This is a genomic window from Pseudomonas fluorescens (assembly GCF_902497745.1).
GTDB lineage: Bacteria > Pseudomonadota > Gammaproteobacteria > Pseudomonadales > Pseudomonadaceae > Aquipseudomonas > Aquipseudomonas fluorescens_BM.
This window is the reverse complement of the sequence record NZ_CABVHJ010000037.1, coordinates 1-16,710: the sequence shown is the minus strand read 5'-3', so window position 1 is coordinate 16,710 and position 16,710 is coordinate 1. Positions and strand designations below refer to the sequence as shown.

The window sequence follows — 16,710 nt, the reverse complement described above, 5'->3', positions numbered from 1 at the left end:
TGTGGTGGTCAACTAATCCCGGACACGACGTTAAGTTTTTCCTCGGCCCGCGCTGGCGCCAACCCATCGTTGAATTGGTGAGGCCGAATCCAGTTGTAGCGATGCATCAAAAAATGGCTGATATCGCGCTGTGCTTCCTGCGCAGTTCGATAGCCCACGGTCGGTATCCATTCTGTTTTCAAGCTGCGAAATACGCGCTCCATCGGTGCGTTATCCCAGCAGTTTCCTCGTCGACTCATGCTCTGGCGCATGCGGTATCGCCACAACCGCTGGCGAAAGAGTCGGCTTGCATATTGCGATCCCTGGTCCGAGTGGAATAGCAGATCCGAAGGCCTGCCACGCTGCTCGTAAGCCATATCCAGCGCTTTGATCACCAGCTCAGCGTCTGGCTTTTCCGACAGCGCCCAGCCCACGATCCGACGCGTACAAAGATCCAGGACGACAGCCAGGTAATGCCACTTTCCTTGCGCCCAAATGTAGGTGATATCGCCGCACCAGACTTGATTGGGCGCTGGCACGTCGAACTCGCGGTTCAATGTGTTCGGGATATCCAGTCTTTCTACTGTTGCTCGTTTGTAGGCATGGGAGCCGGGTTGTTTGCTGACTAAATCAAGCTCGCGCATCAAGCTACGCACTTTGAATCGACCGAGTTGCTCACCGTCTTCACGCATCAGCGACAGGATGCTGCGACTGCCCGCAGAGCTGCGACTTTGCGAGAACAGCTCACTGACGCGACTACGCAATCGAAGCCGTTCAACATCGGGCGTGCGGCGCCGCAGGCGCTGGGCGTAGTAACACGAGCGAGTGACGTCAAACACCTTGCACAGCCAATCAACCGGCTCATGTGCCCTCAACTGGTCAATCAGCGCGAACGCTCGTGATCTTCCGACATCAAGAGCGCGGTAGCCTTTTTTAGTATTGATTTCTCTCGCTCAAGCCGAGCAATCCGGGCTTCCAGCTCCTGAATTTTTTGCTGTTCCGGAGTCAGTGCCTTGCTCTGCGGGGTGACGCCTTTATGTTCTTTCTGAATCTGGTCAACCCAGCGGCGCAATGCCGATTCACCAATGCCGAGTGAACGGCTGGCTTCGATGTAGCTGTAGTTTTGTTTGAGCACAAGGTCGGCAGCCTCGCGCTTGAATTCAGGAGTAAAGGAGCGGCGTTGTTTAGTCATCTGACACCTCGATCTGGCGAGCATTCTCGCCTAAATGGGTGTCCGGTTTCATTAGACCACTACACCCCCAAGAAAAACGATATTTCCGAAGCCCCCCAAATCCCCGCTACCCTGAAATCACAACCACCTCCAATCCCCGGGGACTCCATGGAAAGATTCACCCTCAAACCACTATTAATCACCCTCGCACTAACAGCCATAGCCCCGATCGCCAACGCCGCCACAACACTCGTTTATTGCTCCGAAGCCAGCCCGGCAGGCTTCGACCCCAGCCAATACACCAGCGGCACCGACTTCGACGCCTCCGCCGAAACCGTCTTCAACCGCCTCACCCAATTCAAACGCGGCGGCACCGACATCGAACCCGGCCTGGCAACCAAATGGGACGTCTCCAGCGACGGCCTGCAATACACCTTCCACCTACGCCAAGGTGTGAAATTCCACACCACGGAATATTTCACCCCGACCCGAGACTTCAACGCCGACGACGTCCTCTTCACCTTCCAGCGCCTGCTCGACCCGGACAACGCCTTCCGCAAGGCCTACCCCGCCGAGTCCCCCTACTTCACCGACATGGGCCTCAACACCACAATCAAATCGGTAGAAAAACTCGACGAGCAAACCGTGCGCTTCAACCTCAACAACGTCGACGCCGCGTTCGTGCAAAACCTCGCCATGAGCTTCGCCTCGGTGCAATCAGCCGAATACGCCAACCAACTGTTGAAGGAAGGCAAAGCCGCCGACCTCAACCAGAAACCTATCGGCACCGGCCCATTCGTCTTCAAGCGCTACCAGAAGGATTCGCAAATCCGCTACGCCGCCAACACGGCCTACTGGAAACCCGAGGACGTGAAGATCGACAACCTGATCTTCTCGATCACCCCGGACGCCGCCGTGCGCCTGCAGAAGCTCAAGGCCGGCGAATGCCAGGTCAGCGGCTACCCACGCCCGGCCGATATCGAAGTGATGGAAAAAGACCCGAACCTGCGCGTGCTCAAACAGGCCGGTTTCAACCTCGGTTTCCTCGCCTACAACACCACCCACGCGCCACTCGATCAGCTCAAAGTCCGCCAGGCGCTGGACATGGCCATCGACAAACCGGCAATCATCAAAGCCGTCTACCAGAGCGCCGGCCAACTGGCCCAAAACGCCTTGCCGCCGGCGCAATGGTCGTATGACCCGAATATCAAGGATGCCCCTTACGACCCGGTCAAAGCGCAGGTGCTACTGAAAGAAGCAGGGGTTGCGCCAGGTACAACCATCAATCTCTGGGCGATGACAGTGCAACGCGCTTCCAACCCGAATGCGCGGATGTCGGCGCAGATGATCCAGCAGGATTGGGAGAAAATCGGCATCAAGGCCAACATCGTCAGCTATGAATGGGGCGAGTACATCAAACGTGCAAAAAATGGCGAACACGACGCCATGATCTATGGTTGGACAGGTGACAACGGTGACCCGGACAACTGGCTTGGCGTGCTCTACAGCTGCGCGGCGGTGAAAGGCAGCAACTACGCCAAATGGTGCGATCCGGCCTACGACAAACTGGTGCAACAGGCCAAGTTGTCCACGGACAAGGAGCAGCGGGTAAAACTGTATCAACAGGCGCAACTGATCCTTAAACAGCAAGTGCCGATCACGCCGATTGCCAACTCCACGGTGTTCCAGCCGCTGCGCAAGGAAGTCAGCGACTTCCGTATCAGCCCGTTCGGTCTGACCCCCTTCTATGGCGTGGGTATAAATAAGTAACACCGAGCCCCAAGGCGGCGCGCACAACGTGACCAGCGCACCGTTTTGGGGCTTCATTTGCACCGTAAAAACCACCCGCAAACGGTCAAATGCGTCAGAAGTTATACAGATGCGACATTAAGGTACGTTCGTGCCACGGTTTAACGCTCACTCACACTCTGGATCTTGCATTGGGTATGGCCCCTGCATAAGTATCCGCAGGCACGACTCACGAGGTCGTACCTCACAACTAAAAAATGACAACAAATCATGAGGCCAACATGCTTAAACACGCGGTCATTCCGTTTTTAGTCGGCGCAGGCTTGTTAGCCTCCGCACCTTTCGCATCCGCTGCGACTAACCTGGTGTTCTGCTCCGAAGGCAGCCCGGCCGGTTTCGACCCAGGCCAGTACACCACCGGAACCGACTTCGACGCCTCAGCCGAAACCATGTTCAACCGTCTGACCCAGTTCGAGCGCGGCGGCACCGCCGTGATTCCTGGTCTGGCGACCAAGTGGGACATTTCCGATGATGGCCTGACGTACACCTTCCACCTGCGTGAAGGCGTCAAGTTCCACACCACCCCGTATTTCAAGCCGACTCGTGAGTTCAACGCCGACGACGTGCTGTTCACCTTCAATCGCATGATTAACAAGGATGACCCGTTCCGTAAGGCGTACCCGACCGAATTCCCGTACTTCACCGACATGGGGATGGACACCAACATCACCAAGATCGATAAAGTCGACGACCACACCGTCAAGTTCACTCTGAAAGAAGTCGACGCTGCGTTCATCCAGAACATGGCCATGAGCTTCGCCTCGGTGCAGTCCGCCGAGTACGCAGCGCAGCTGCTGAAAGAAGGCAAAGCCGCCGACATCAACCAGAAGCCGATCGGCACTGGTCCTTTCGTGTTCAAGAGCTACCAGAAAGATTCCAACATCCGGTACACCGGCAACAAGGATTACTGGAAGCCTGATGACGTGAAGATCGACAACCTGATCTTCGCCATCACCACCGACCCGTCGGTACGTATTCAGAAGCTGAAAAAGAACGAGTGCCAGGTCACCCTGTTCCCGCGTCCAGCCGACCTGAAAGCGCTGAAAGAAGACAAGTCGCTGAAGATGCCTGATCAGGCTGGCTTCAACCTGGGTTACATCGCCTACAACGTGATGGACAAGGTCAAGGGCAGCAACGAGGCCAACCCGCTGGCTGACCTGCGCGTCCGTCAGGCGCTGGACATGGCCGTGAACAAGCCGCAGATCATCGACTCGGTTTATCAAGGCGCAGGCCAACTGGCCGTCAACGCCATGCCGCCGACCCAGTGGTCTTACGACACCACCATCAAAGATGCCAAGTACGATCCTGAGAAAGCCAAACAGCTGCTCAAGGAAGCCGGCGTCAAGGAAGGTACCGAAATCGTTCTGTGGGCGATGCCGGTGCAGCGTCCGTACAACCCGAACGCCAAACTGATGGCTGAAATGCTCCAGTCCGACTGGGCCAAGATCGGCTTGAAAGTGAAGATCACCAGCTACGAGTGGGGCGAGTACATCAAGCGCTCCAAAGGTGGCGAGAACCAGGCCATGATCATTGGCTGGAGCGGTGACAATGGTGATCCGGACAACTGGCTGAACGTGCTGTTCGGTTGCGACTCGCTCAGCGGCAACAACTTCTCTAAGTGGTGCGACAAGAAGTTCGACGGCCTCGTCAAAGAAGCCAAGCGTACAACCGACCAAGGTAAACGCACCGAACTGTACAAAGAGGCACAACACGTCCTCAAAGATGCAGTCCCGATGACACCTATCGCTCACTCGACGGTGTATCAACCCATGCGCGCCAACGTGCAGGATTTCAAGATCAGCCCATTTGGCTTGAACTCCTTCTACGGCGTCAGCGTCAGCAAATAAGGCACTGCAGCGGCGACGTTTTTAACGTCGCCGCTGTTTTACCTGCCGGGAATTCAGGAAATTGCCTACAACCAATTCCACTGTGGATTACCGCAGCGGTATAGGACGTGTCGCCTTTTCCTACGAGCTTTAAGGCATTTACGCATTTACTGCCAGGACCGCGGCCCCTACCGTCGGGTACTGACCAGTTTCTGCGTGGGCCACCGGTTTGCCGTACGTTCTGGCTTGAGCTCAATGCTGCCAATACGTCTCCGGATGAGACGACGGCACATTGAACAACACTAAAAAAAGAGGGAGCGTCATGCGCCATACCTTGGTTTTTTCCGCATTGCTGGGCGCCGGCCTGTTGGCCGCCTCGTCCGCCAGTTTCGCCGCCAGCAAAAGCCTGGTGTTCTGCTCTGAAGGCAGCCCGGCGGGTTTCGATACCGCGCAGTACACGACAGCGACCGATAACGACGCCGCCGAACCGATCTACAACCGTCTGGTCGAGTTCGAAAAAGGCGCGACCAATGTCGTCCCAGGCCTGGCAACCACATGGGATATTTCCGAGGATGGTCTCAAGTACACCTTTCACCTGCGTGAAGGCGTGAAATTTCATACAACGCCGTACTTCAAGCCGAGCCGCGATTTCAACGCCGATGACGTGTTGTTCACGTTTAATCGCATGCTGGATGCACAGCAACCTTTCCGTAAGGCTTATCCCACCGAATTCCCGTACTTCAACGGGATGAGCCTGAACAAGAACATCGCCAAGGTCGAGAAGACCGGGCCGCTGACCGTGGAGTTCACGCTCAACAGCGTCGACGCCGCGTTCATCCAGAACGTCGCCATGAGTTTCGCCGCCATCCTGTCCGCCGAATACGCCGACAAACTGCTGACCGAAGGCAAACCGAGCGATATCAACCAGAAACCGATCGGCACCGGGCCGTTCGTGTTCAAGAGTTATCAGAAAGACTCGAACATCCGTTACACCGGTAATAAACATTACTGGGATCCGAGCCGGGTCAAACTCGACAATCTGATTTTCGCGATCAACACCGACGCCTCGGTACGCGTGCAAAAGCTCAAGGCCGGCGAATGCCAGATCACCCTGCATCCGCGCCCTGCCGATGTTGAAGCGTTGAAGGCCGACCCGAAACTGCAACTGATTTCCAAGCCGGGTTTCAACCTCGGCTACATCGCCTATAACGTCCGTCACAAGCCTTTCGACCAGCTCGAAGTGCGGCAGGCGCTGGACATGGCGGTGAATAAACAAGGGATTCTCAACGCTGTTTATCAAGGCGCTGGCCAACTGGCCGTGAACGCCATGCCGCCAACCCAGTGGTCCTACGACGACAGCATCAAAGACGCCGCCTACAACCCGGAAAAAGCCAAAGAGCTGCTCAAGGCTGCCGGCGTCAAGGAAGGCACTGAAATCACCCTGTGGGCGATGCCGGTGCAGCGTCCGTACAACCCCAACGCCAAGCTGATGGCCGAAATGCTCCAGGCGGACTGGGCCAAGATCGGTCTGAAAGTGAAGATCGTCAGCTACGAATGGGGCGAGTACATCAAGCGCACCAAGAATGGCGAGCATGACATCAGCCTGATCGGCTGGACCGGTGACAATGGGGATCCGGACAACTGGCTCGGCACGCTGTACAGCTGCGATGCCATTGGCGGCAACAACTATTCCATGTGGTGCGATCCGGCTTACGACAAGCTGATCAAAGAGGCCAAGGTCGTCACCGACCGCGACCAGCGCACCGTGCTCTACAAACAGGCCCAGCAATTGCTTAAACAGCAAGTGCCGATCACGCCTGTCGCCCACTCGACGGTCAACCAGCCGTTAAGCGCGAGGATCGAAGGGTTCAAAGTCAGCCCGTTCGGTCGCAACGTGTTCTCGGGTGTCGGTATCGATTAAACCAGACGATTAGCCGCAACGCTGAGGGGCGCTGTCTAGCCCCTCACGCAAGCGCTTTGCCGAAATTCGCCAATCCGGCTTTTTGCAAACGTTTGCGATGTGTGAATGAGTTCTAAACCAATAACCGGCATACCAAAAAAGCCGGCATAAAAAGAAAGTAAAGGAGCTTCACCCATGAAACTGAGCAGCACCGCGATACTGGCCCTGGCCATTAGCAGCATCACCGCCACGGCGTACGCAGAACCTGCAAGTCAGGAGTTCGTCCCTACCACATTGGCCGGCAGTAGCGCCCAAAGCGAGGCCAAAGGCTTTATCGATGGACAAAGCCTGGGCGGCACAACCCGTAACTGGTACGCCAATGAACTGAAGCGTCGTGATGACCGTTTCAGCTACGTGAAAAACAGTGACAAGAACACTTCGCCAGTGGTCAAGACACCGACCCCGCGTCGTATCAACTGGGTGCAAGGCACCATCGTCAACTACACCTCGGGCTTCACCCAAGGCACCGTTGGCGTCAGCACCGAAGTCGCCGCTTACAACGCCATCGTTCTGGACCGTGACCGCAAGGACATCGCCGGCGGTTCCAACCGCACTCTGGCACACTCCGACGGCGACGCTGTCGACCAGTGGAGCAAACTGGGTCTGGCCAACGTCAAGCTGCGTGTTTCCAACACCACGCTGACCGCCGGTCGTCAGAACTTCAGCACCCCGATCGTTGACGTCATCGGCAACCGTCCGCTGCCTTCGAGCTTTGAGGGTATTACCCTGCACAGCGAAGAGTTCAACAACCTGTCGTTCGACCTCGGTGGCTTCGACCGTGTTTCGCCGCGTACCGAGCAGAGCCTGTCGAAATTCCGCACCGAGTACTCGGCCACTGGCGTTGAGACCGACAAGGTCTACATCGCCGGCGTCAACTACCAGCCGTTCAAGAGTCTGAAAACCAGCCTGTACGGCTCCAACGTCGAAGACTTCTGGAACCAGTACTACTTCGGTGCCACCCACGAACTGGGTGACAGCCAGGTGCTGAGCCTGACCACCGGTCTGAACTACTACAAGACCGTCGACGAAGGCAAAAAGCTGATGGGCGAGATCGACAACGATACTTACTCGCTGTCGCTGGGTCTGGCTCACCAGGCTCACAGCCTGACCTTCTCGTACCAGGAAGTGAATGGCGACACCTACTTCGACTACCTGCATGAAACCAACGGCATCTACCTGGCCAACTCCCTGCTGTCGGACTTCAACGGCCCGAACGAGAAGTCCTTCCAGATCGCCTACGGCATCAACATGGCCGAATATGGCGTGCCAGGCCTGAAGTTCAACATCTACCAGGCACGCGGCTGGGGCATTGACGGTACTCACTACCGTGGCACCGCCTACACCGACCCGGGCGCCAAGCGCGGCGACCTGAGCCTGATGGACGGCGAAACTCACTACGAATACGGCATCGGTGCTTCCTACGCCGTGCAGAGCGGCCCGCTCAAGGCCACCGCGATTCGCGCGACGTATACCACGCACCGCGCCAGTGAAAACCAGGCTGACGGCAACATCAACGAGTTCCGTCTCGTGACCACGATTCCATTCAACATCCTGTAAAAACGCCAGCCGACGGCTGACTCATGATGAGTCGGCCGTTCGGCTTTTTGTCTTCAACCGATTGCAGAGGGTTATCGATGAAAATGCTCCCCCTACGTGCGGCCATCGCGGCTGCGTTGCTGAGTGTCGCTGTCGGCGTCTCGGCCAAACCCTTGGTGGTCTGCACCGAAGCCAGTCCGGAAGGCTTCGATATGGTCCAGTACACAACTGCAGTCACGGCGGACGCTGTGGCCGAAACCATCTTCAACCGTCTGGTGGACTTCAAGCCCGGCACCACGGAAATCGTGCCGGCCCTGGCAGACACCTGGGACATCAGCGAAGACGGTCTGACCTACACGTTCCACCTGCGTAAAGGCGTCAAGTTTCACACCACCGAATACTTCAAGCCGACCCGCGACATGAACGCCGACGACGTGGTCTGGAGCTTCCAGCGTCAGCTGGACCCGAATCACCCGTGGCACAAATTGTCCAGCGTGGGCTTCCCGTACTTTGAAAGCATGGGCTTCAAAGAACTGCTCAAAAGCGTCGAAAAAGTCGACGACCAAACGGTCAAGTTCACTTTGACCCGTCGTGAAGCGCCGTTCCTGGCCGACGTCGCGATGCCGTTCACTGCCATCTACTCCGCCGAGTACGCCGACCAGTTGCTCAAGGCCAACAAGACCGGCGACCTCAACAACAAACCGGTCGGCACCGGCCCGTTCATCTTCCAGCGTTATGCCAAGGATGCGCAGGTGCGCTTCAAGGCCAACCCGGAGTATTTCCGTGGCAAGCCACCAGCCGATGCGTTGATTCTGGCGATTGCCACCGACAACAACGTGCGCCTGCAGAAGCTCAAGGCCAACGAGTGCCAGATCGCGCTGTATCCGAAACCGGATGACATCCCGAGCATCAAGAAAGACGACAAGCTCAAGGTCGATGAACTGAACGCGATGACCGTTTCGTACATCGCCATGAACACCCAGCACAAATACATGAGCGATGTGCGCGTGCGTAAGGCGATCGATATCGCCTTCGACAAAGCCGCTTACGTCAACGCGCTGTTTGGCACGGGCAATGCAACCGTCGCGGTCAACCCGTACCCGGACACGCTGCTGGGCTACAACCACGACCTGAAGAACCCGCCACGTGACCTCGACAAAGCCCGCGCCCTGCTCAAGGAAGCCGGGGTACCGGAAGGCACCGTGTTTACCCTGTTTACCCGTAACGGCGGCGGCCCGACCAACCCCAACCCGATGCTCGGCGCGCAAATGATGCAGGCTGACCTGGCGAAAGTCGGGATCAAGATCGACATTCGCGTGATGGAATGGGGCGAAATGCTCAAACGCGCCAAGGCCGGTGAGCACGATATGGTCTCGGCCGGATGGGCGGGCGACAACGGCGACCCGGATAACTTCCTGACGCCTATGCTCAGTTGCGAGGCGGCAAAAAACGGCGAGAACTACGCGCGCTGGTGCAACGAGAAATTCCAGGCACTGCTGGATGAAGCACGGGCTAAAGTAGATCCGGCCGAACGCGCCGCGCTCTACGAACAGGCGCAAGTATTGTTTAATCAGGATCAGCCATGGATCAGCATGGCCCACACCAGGATGTTTACCGCAATGCGCAACAACGTAGAGGGCTATCACATCAGCCCTCTCACCACTAATAACTTCGCCACCACCCAGGTGAAGTAGATAAGAAACTCCCGGCGTCCCTGACCCCAGGGACACCGGGCACGCCTAACCGGCTGATGAGGTACCACACACGATGTTTAGTTTTATTGCCCGCCGACTGGGGTTATTGATCCCCACGTTTTTCGGCATCACCTTGCTGACTTTCGCGTTGATTCGCATGATTCCGGGCGACCCCGTGGAAGTGATGATGGGCGAACGTCGGGTCGACCCCGAAATGCACGCTCAGGCAATGGAACGCCTAGGTCTGAACAAGCCGCTGTATGCCCAGTATCTGGACTACATCGGCAAACTGGCTCAAGGCGATCTCGGCGAATCCCTGCGCACGCGTGAAAGCGTATGGACCGAGTTCACCTCCCTCTTCCCGGCGACCCTGGAACTGTCCATGGCCGCCCTGCTGTTCGCCGGCATTCTCGGGCTTCTGGCCGGGGTGATCGCGGCACTCAAGCGAGGATCGCTGTTCGACCACGGGGTGATGGGCATCTCCCTCGCGGGGTATTCGATGCCGATCTTCTGGTGGGGCCTGATCCTGATCATGTTCTTCTCGGTGAGCCTGGGCTGGACCCCGGTTTCCGGACGGATCGACCTGCTCTATGACATCGAGCCGCGCACCGGTTTCATGCTGATCGACACGCTGCTGGCCGATGACGTTGGCGCATTTTTCGACGCGCTGCATCACCTGATCCTGCCAGCCATCGTGCTCGGCACCATTCCGCTGGCGGTGATCGCGCGGATGACCCGCTCGTCGATGCTTGAAGTGCTGCGCGAAGACTACATCCGCACCGCCAAGGCCAAAGGCCTGTCGCCGTCGCGCGTGGTGTTCGTCCACGGTCTGCGCAATGCGCTGATTCCGGTACTGACCGTGGTCGGCCTGCAAGTCGGCACCCTGCTGGCTGGTGCAGTTCTGACCGAAACCATTTTCTCCTGGCCCGGCATCGGTAAATGGCTGATCGAAGCCATCGGCGCCCGGGACTATCCGGTTGTGCAAAACGGCATCCTGTTAATCGCCTGCCTGGTGATTCTGGTCAACTTCGTGGTGGACATCCTCTACGGCTTTGCCAACCCACGCATCCGTCATCAGCGCTGAGGTCCATACCATGAGCACTCCAACATCCTCAGTAGCCACCGCCGCCAACGCGGATCAAAGTCTGCTGTACCCGTCTCCGTACAAAGAATTCTGGCAAGCCTTTTCGAAGAACAAGGGCGCAGTTGCCGGCCTGCTGTTCATGCTGCTGATCATCTTCTGCGCGATTTTCGCGCCGTGGGTCGCGCCGCATAACCCGAGCGAGCAATACCGTGATTTCCTGCTGACGCCACCGGCGTGGCTGGAAGGCGGCCAGATGCAATTCCTGCTCGGCACCGATGAACTCGGTCGTGACCTGCTGTCGCGTCTGATCCAGGGCTCGCGCCTGTCGCTGCTGATCGGTTTGTCGTCGGTGGTGATGTCGCTGATTCCGGGGATCCTGCTCGGTCTGTTCGCCGGTTTCTTCCCGAAGATGATCGGCCCGACCATCATGCGTCTGATGGACATCATGCTGGCCCTGCCATCGCTGCTGCTGGCTGTGGCGATCGTCGCCATCCTCGGCCCTGGCCTGATCAACACCGTGATCGCCATTGCTGTCGTCTCGCTGCCGTCCTATGTGCGTCTGACCCGAGCCGCGGTGATGGGCGAACTGAACCGCGACTACGTGACCGCCGCGCGCCTGGCCGGTGCCGGTCTGCCACGTCTGATGTTCATCACCGTGCTGCCGAACTGCATGGCGCCGCTGATCGTTCAGGCAACTCTGAGCTTCTCGTCGGCGATTCTCGACGCTGCGGCACTGGGCTTCCTCGGCCTTGGCGTACAACCGCCAACTCCCGAGTGGGGCACCATGCTGGCCTCGGCCCGCGACTACATCGAACGCGCCTGGTGGGTGGTGAGCCTGCCTGGTTTGACCATTTTGCTCAGCGTGCTGGCAATCAACTTGATGGGCGACGGCCTGCGCGATGCGCTGGACCCGAAACTCAAGAACGCCGCCTGAGGAGATTCCCATGTCACTGCTAGAAATCAAGAATCTCAACGTTCGCTTCGGCGACAAGACCGCGACCCCGGTGGTCGACGGCCTCGACCTGAAAGTCGACAAGGGCGAAGTGTTGGCTATCGTTGGCGAATCGGGTTCGGGCAAATCCGTGACCATGATGGCGCTGATGGGCCTGATCGAGCATCCCGGCATCGTCACCGCCGACTCGCTCAGCTTTGACGGCAAAGACATGCTCAAGCTGAGCAATCGTCAGCGTCGGCAAATCGTCGGTAAAGACCTGTCGATGGTTTTTCAGGACCCGATGACCGCACTGAACCCAAGCTACACCGTCGGCTTCCAGATTGAAGAAGTGCTGCGTCTGCACCTGAAAATGTCCGGCAAGCAAGCGCGCAAACGTGCGATCGAGTTGCTGGAAAAAGTTGAAATTCCGGGCGCCGCCAGCCGTATGGACGCCTACCCGCACCAACTCTCCGGCGGTATGAGCCAACGCGTTGCGATCGCCATGGCAATTGCCGGCGAACCGAAACTGCTGATCGCCGACGAACCGACCACGGCTCTGGACGTGACGATTCAGGCACAGATCATGGATCTGCTGCTGGCGCTGCAGAAAGAACAGAACATGGGCCTGGTGCTGATCACTCACGACCTCGCCGTCGTGGCTGAAACCGCCCAGCGCGTCTGCGTGATGTACGCAGGGCAAGCCGTTGAAGTCGGGCAGGTGCCGCAATTGTTCGACATCCCGGCACACCCGTACAGCGAAGCGCTGCTCAAGGCGATTCCGGAGCACAGCCTCGGCGCCTCACGCCTGTCGACCCTGCCGGGTATCGTTCCGGGCCGCTACGACCGTCCGCAGGGTTGCCTGCTGTCACCGCGTTGCCCGTACGTGCAGGACAGCTGCCGCGCGCAGCGTCCAGGCCTTGATCCGAAAAGCCACAGCCTCGCCCGCTGCTTCTTCCCGCTGAACCAGGAGGTGGCGTAATGGCCGTCGTACTTACCGCCCGCGACCTGACCCGTCACTACGAAGTCTCCCGTGGCCTGTTCAAGGGCCATGCGACCGTACGCGCACTGAACGGCGTGTCGTTTGAACTGGAGGCCGGCAAGACCCTCGCTGTTGTCGGCGAATCGGGCTGCGGCAAATCCACCCTCGCCCGTGCTCTGACACTGATTGAAGATCCGTCGTCCGGCTCGCTGAAAATCGCCGGCCAGGAAGTCGCCGGCGCCGACAAGGCCCAGCGCAAGCAATTGCGCAAAGACGTGCAGATGGTGTTTCAGAGCCCGTACGCGTCGTTGAACCCACGACAGAAAGTCGGTGACCAGCTCGGCGAGCCGTTGCTGATCAACACCAACCTCTCCGCCGCCGAACGTCGCGAGAAAGTCCAGGCGATGATGAAGCAGGTCGGCTTGCGCCCTGAGCACTATCAGCGCTATCCGCACATGTTTTCCGGCGGTCAGCGTCAGCGTATCGCCCTGGCGCGCGCGATGATGCTGCAACCGAAAGTGCTGGTGGCGGACGAACCGACCTCGGCATTGGACGTGTCGATTCAGGCGCAGGTGCTCAACCTGTTCATGGATCTGCAGCAGGAGTTCAACACCGCTTACGTGTTCATCTCGCACAACCTCGCAGTGGTGCAGCACGTGGCCGATGACGTGATGGTGATGTACCTCGGTCGCCCGGTGGAACTGGGTCCGAAGAACGACATTTACGAGCGTCCGTTGCACCCTTACACCCAGGCGCTACTGTCGGCGACCCCGACCATTCACCCGGACCCGAACAAGCCGAAAATCAAGATCGTCGGCGAACTGCCTAACCCGCTGAACCCGCCACCAGGCTGTGCTTTCCACAAGCGCTGCCCGTATGCGACCGAGCGTTGCAGCACTGAAGAGCCAGCGTTGCGCCAGCTCGACAGCCGGCAGGTGGCTTGCCACTACGCCGAGCAATTCCTCGACGGCGCGGCGTAAAAAAAGCCCACGAAAACGTGGGCTTGACCTGTTAATCAGTGGTCACTTTATTCCTGGCGAATTCCGGGACGAGGTGACTACTGCTGCCAGCTATAATCGCGAACAACTCACGACGGCTAACAGCGAGGTATACGCCCGCCCCACCATCAGAGAGCCGCAATCACCCCACCTTGAAAGCCCCTTTTTCATCCAGCACTTTCTTATTACTTTGCCCAATTCCCGTAAACTCTCCACGAGCCTCTACATTCTTCTCGCCCGACTCATTGAACATGACAAACTTGGCGAAAATTTTTACTTTCTCAGTCTTAATATCGAACTGTTCAAAATTAATTTTTCCAGACTTCCCGTTGTATACGTAGTTTTCATCATCTATAAAAATCGCGGCCGCTGTCCCGCCCCCCCCATATTGTTCAACAGGAAAGCTTTTACCTTGTGTTATCTCCAACGTGCGAACGAAAAACACTAGGCGTTCACCTTTGGTGCTGACGCCTTCAAACGTATACCCCTTATCGGACAGATGACGCTGAGCGGAAACATCGGTAGTTGAAAACCCCGACACTGAAGTTCCCGAGGCCTGCAACTTCCCTTCAGTCTTAGTCGTTTTATTACTCATCATGCGATTCCTTTCCGTTACTTAACAAAAGTGATTAACGAAACATATTTATAGGGGGCGCATGACGAAGCGTCTACTGTCACTTCTAACAGGTGCACGAGATTAAATTGCGATAAGAAAAAAGACTGGCCTACCAAGAGGGCATAACTGGATATAAGTAGAGGATAAGCGGCAAAACCAAAGTTACGTTTTTCGGAGGACTTTCCCTCCCCACTTCAACCAGACATCAGCAAGTGAGGAGCGATAAGTCCTTGTGCAAATCTAAGTCTGGCTATCCTCTTCGTCCGAATCATCAGTGTCCGGCTCGTCAGTGGTCGAGTCGTCATCATCGACAGCACCACCCTGCCCCTGATCGCCCGGCTCGGACTCGGACTTGGCGAGCATCATGCCGCTATGCCCGACCTGCCCGTTGAACGCCTGGGAATCGTGATCCTCGCACTCGGCCCAGGCCGTCGCGGTGCCGAGGGACAGCATGACCATCACTTTCAACAGCAATAAAACCCGTAGCAACCTGCTTTTCATAGCCGACTCCATCCATTTTCAGGTGAGACATTCGTGCCTGACTGGCGCTGTGTGAAATCTAGTTCCGATCCATCGGGTTCACCAGATAGGACGCCAACGGGCAGGCAGAAATGCCCTTCGAAGACAGACAGGTTTCGAATAACGTTTATCGCCGGATCAGCTAAGCGAGCGGGTGGCTTGCCACGTTAAGGGAATCGAAATCAGCACCAACACGGTGCTGGCCAGCCAGACACTGTGGCCACCGAAATTGCCGTACAACTGACCGCTGAGCACCGGCGACAATAATGCGCTCGCACTCCAGCTCATAAAGAACAGGCCAAAGTACTGACCGCTTTTGCCACTCTGCGCAAACTGCATCGCCAGCACATTCAGCGGCGGCATGAACAACGCTTCGCCCAATGTCCAGATCAGCGTCGACAGACAGACGAACGCCAGCCCGGAACCGAACGGCAACATGCCCAGCCCGCAGGCCAGCAGCAAACTACCCGCAAGCATTTGCCGACGCGTACCCCAACGCTCGCCCCAGTGCGACAGCGGAATCTGCAGGGCAATCACCAGCAACGCATTGAGCCCGAACTGCCAGCCGATGGCCTCGGTGCTCAGGTGGTAGTAATCACGCAGATAATTGCCCAGCGTGCTGTAGACCGTGTCGAACGCGATGCCGAGCACGGCCGTCGCCGCCAGCAACCACAGGAATGGTTTGTCGCGATACGGCACACCCGCTCCGCCGGCGCCGGTCGTGGATGGCTCGTCGTTGATCAGCACCGGCCGCTGCCAGGTCGTGCGAACAAACCACAGTAACGCCAGCAACGTCATCGCCGCACTGCCGAAAAATACCCAACGAAAATCAGCCTGCGCCAACACTCCGCCCGCCACCCCGGCAGCGGCCATGCCGAGATTACGCGCCACCCGACTCAACGCCTGCGCACGCGAACGTTGAGCGACTTCGCAATATTCCATGATCAGCCGCTGGTGCAAGGTGCGGATGGCCCCATCAATCGTCCCGCTAAGCAACAACAATCCAGCGAGCAACGGCACTTGCGTGACCAGCCCCAGCAGGATCAGCACCCACACCGAAACAAAGAACAACGCCGCCGTCAGCCGCGCCGTGCGCACATGATCACTGAGCCAGCCACCGAGCATCGACCCGACCAGCAAACCCGCGCCGTACGCCGACAGCAACCAGCCAACCGTCTCGATCGCCAGCCCCAGCTCCTGACGCAGGTACAGTGCCATGAACAGCTTGACCATGCTGCTCAGGCGATTGATGAACAACAGCGCTGCGAGTACCCAGGCCATCGTGCTGAAATAGCCGTTCAGTCGTAGCAAGTGAGTCAGGCGACTCGTCATTCCATTGACCTCTCAAAGCGACGTGCGGGGAGCTGGAACACTAACGGTCAGCAGGCAGGTTGTCGCGTTCAAGAACATCAAAACCACAAAAAGCCGAGTCGTCCTACAGCCATTGCGCGGACGAAACCAGAAACCGACTTGAGATCAAAAGCCCCTCACCCTAGCCCTCTCCCAGAGGGAGAGGGGACTGACCGAGGTGTCTGGGAGAGCTACGCCGACGTGAAATACCGAGCCGAACTCAGAATCTGAAACAGATCAAAAGCCCCTCACCCT

At 57.7% G+C, this 16,710-nt stretch carries 13 protein-coding genes; 9 read left to right on the top strand and 4 right to left on the bottom strand.

The window, feature by feature from the left end:
- Positions 1-8: 8 nt before the first annotated feature.
- A protein-coding gene (locus F8N44_RS30530; protein ID WP_109627876.1) for an IS3 family transposase occupies positions 9-1,171 on the bottom strand; the annotation gives its coding sequence in 2 pieces (ribosomal slippage) (positions 9-916 and positions 916-1,171; 1,164 coding nt in all).
- 147 nt (positions 1,172-1,318) lie between these two features.
- Between F8N44_RS30530 and F8N44_RS30525 the strand changes: the two genes are divergently transcribed.
- The 9 genes from F8N44_RS30525 (at position 1,319) to F8N44_RS30485 (ending at position 13,952) form a co-directional block, all read left to right on the top strand.
- The gene (locus tag F8N44_RS30525; RefSeq protein ID WP_150652961.1) at positions 1,319-2,920 is read left to right on the top strand and encodes an ABC transporter substrate-binding protein; all 1,602 of its coding nucleotides are present in this window, start codon (positions 1,319-1,321) and stop codon (positions 2,918-2,920) included.
- Between the two features lie 260 nt (positions 2,921-3,180).
- Entirely contained in the window at positions 3,181-4,806 is a 1,626-nt protein-coding gene (locus F8N44_RS30520; RefSeq protein ID WP_127925815.1) for an ABC transporter substrate-binding protein, read from the top strand.
- Positions 4,807-5,107: 301 nt separating this feature from the next.
- Complete coding sequence (locus tag F8N44_RS30515) at positions 5,108-6,706, top strand: ABC transporter substrate-binding protein (protein ID WP_150652960.1); 1,599 nt, start codon at positions 5,108-5,110, stop codon at positions 6,704-6,706.
- A gap of 174 nt (positions 6,707-6,880) precedes the next feature.
- Entirely contained in the window at positions 6,881-8,302 is a 1,422-nt protein-coding gene (locus F8N44_RS30510) for an OprD family porin (protein WP_127925813.1), read from the top strand.
- 77 nt (positions 8,303-8,379) lie between these two features.
- Positions 8,380-9,975: an ABC transporter substrate-binding protein gene (locus F8N44_RS30505; RefSeq protein ID WP_150652959.1), complete on the top strand. Its 1,596-nt coding sequence runs from the start codon at positions 8,380-8,382 to the stop codon at positions 9,973-9,975.
- A gap of 73 nt (positions 9,976-10,048) precedes the next feature.
- Positions 10,049-11,059: an ABC transporter permease subunit gene (locus tag F8N44_RS30500; RefSeq protein ID WP_007917620.1), complete on the top strand. Its 1,011-nt coding sequence runs from the start codon at positions 10,049-10,051 to the stop codon at positions 11,057-11,059.
- A gap of 10 nt (positions 11,060-11,069) precedes the next feature.
- The gene (locus F8N44_RS30495) at positions 11,070-11,993 is read left to right on the top strand and encodes an ABC transporter permease subunit (RefSeq protein ID WP_150652958.1); all 924 of its coding nucleotides are present in this window, start codon (positions 11,070-11,072) and stop codon (positions 11,991-11,993) included.
- A gap of 10 nt (positions 11,994-12,003) precedes the next feature.
- Positions 12,004-12,972, top strand: a complete 969-nt coding sequence (locus F8N44_RS30490; RefSeq protein WP_095125386.1) for an ABC transporter ATP-binding protein — start codon at positions 12,004-12,006, stop codon at positions 12,970-12,972.
- Complete coding sequence (locus tag F8N44_RS30485) at positions 12,972-13,952, top strand: peptide ABC transporter ATP-binding protein (RefSeq protein WP_007917625.1); 981 nt, start codon at positions 12,972-12,974, stop codon at positions 13,950-13,952. The genes F8N44_RS30490 and F8N44_RS30485 overlap by 1 nt, the downstream gene beginning before the upstream one ends.
- A gap of 160 nt (positions 13,953-14,112) precedes the next feature.
- Here the strand turns inward: F8N44_RS30485 and F8N44_RS30480 are convergent, their stop codons facing one another.
- The 3 genes from F8N44_RS30480 to F8N44_RS30470 all read right to left on the bottom strand — a co-directional run bounded on the left by F8N44_RS30480 (position 14,113) and on the right by F8N44_RS30470 (position 16,437).
- Positions 14,113-14,565, bottom strand: a complete 453-nt coding sequence (locus F8N44_RS30480) for a hypothetical protein (protein WP_150652957.1) — start codon at positions 14,563-14,565, stop codon at positions 14,113-14,115.
- Positions 14,566-14,826: 261 nt separating this feature from the next.
- Positions 14,827-15,087, bottom strand: coding sequence for a hypothetical protein (locus tag F8N44_RS30475; protein ID WP_150652956.1), 261 nt, complete (start codon positions 15,085-15,087; stop codon positions 14,827-14,829).
- Between the two features lie 156 nt (positions 15,088-15,243).
- Entirely contained in the window at positions 15,244-16,437 is a 1,194-nt protein-coding gene (locus F8N44_RS30470) for an MFS transporter (RefSeq protein ID WP_150652955.1), read from the bottom strand.
- Positions 16,438-16,710 lie beyond the last annotated feature (273 nt).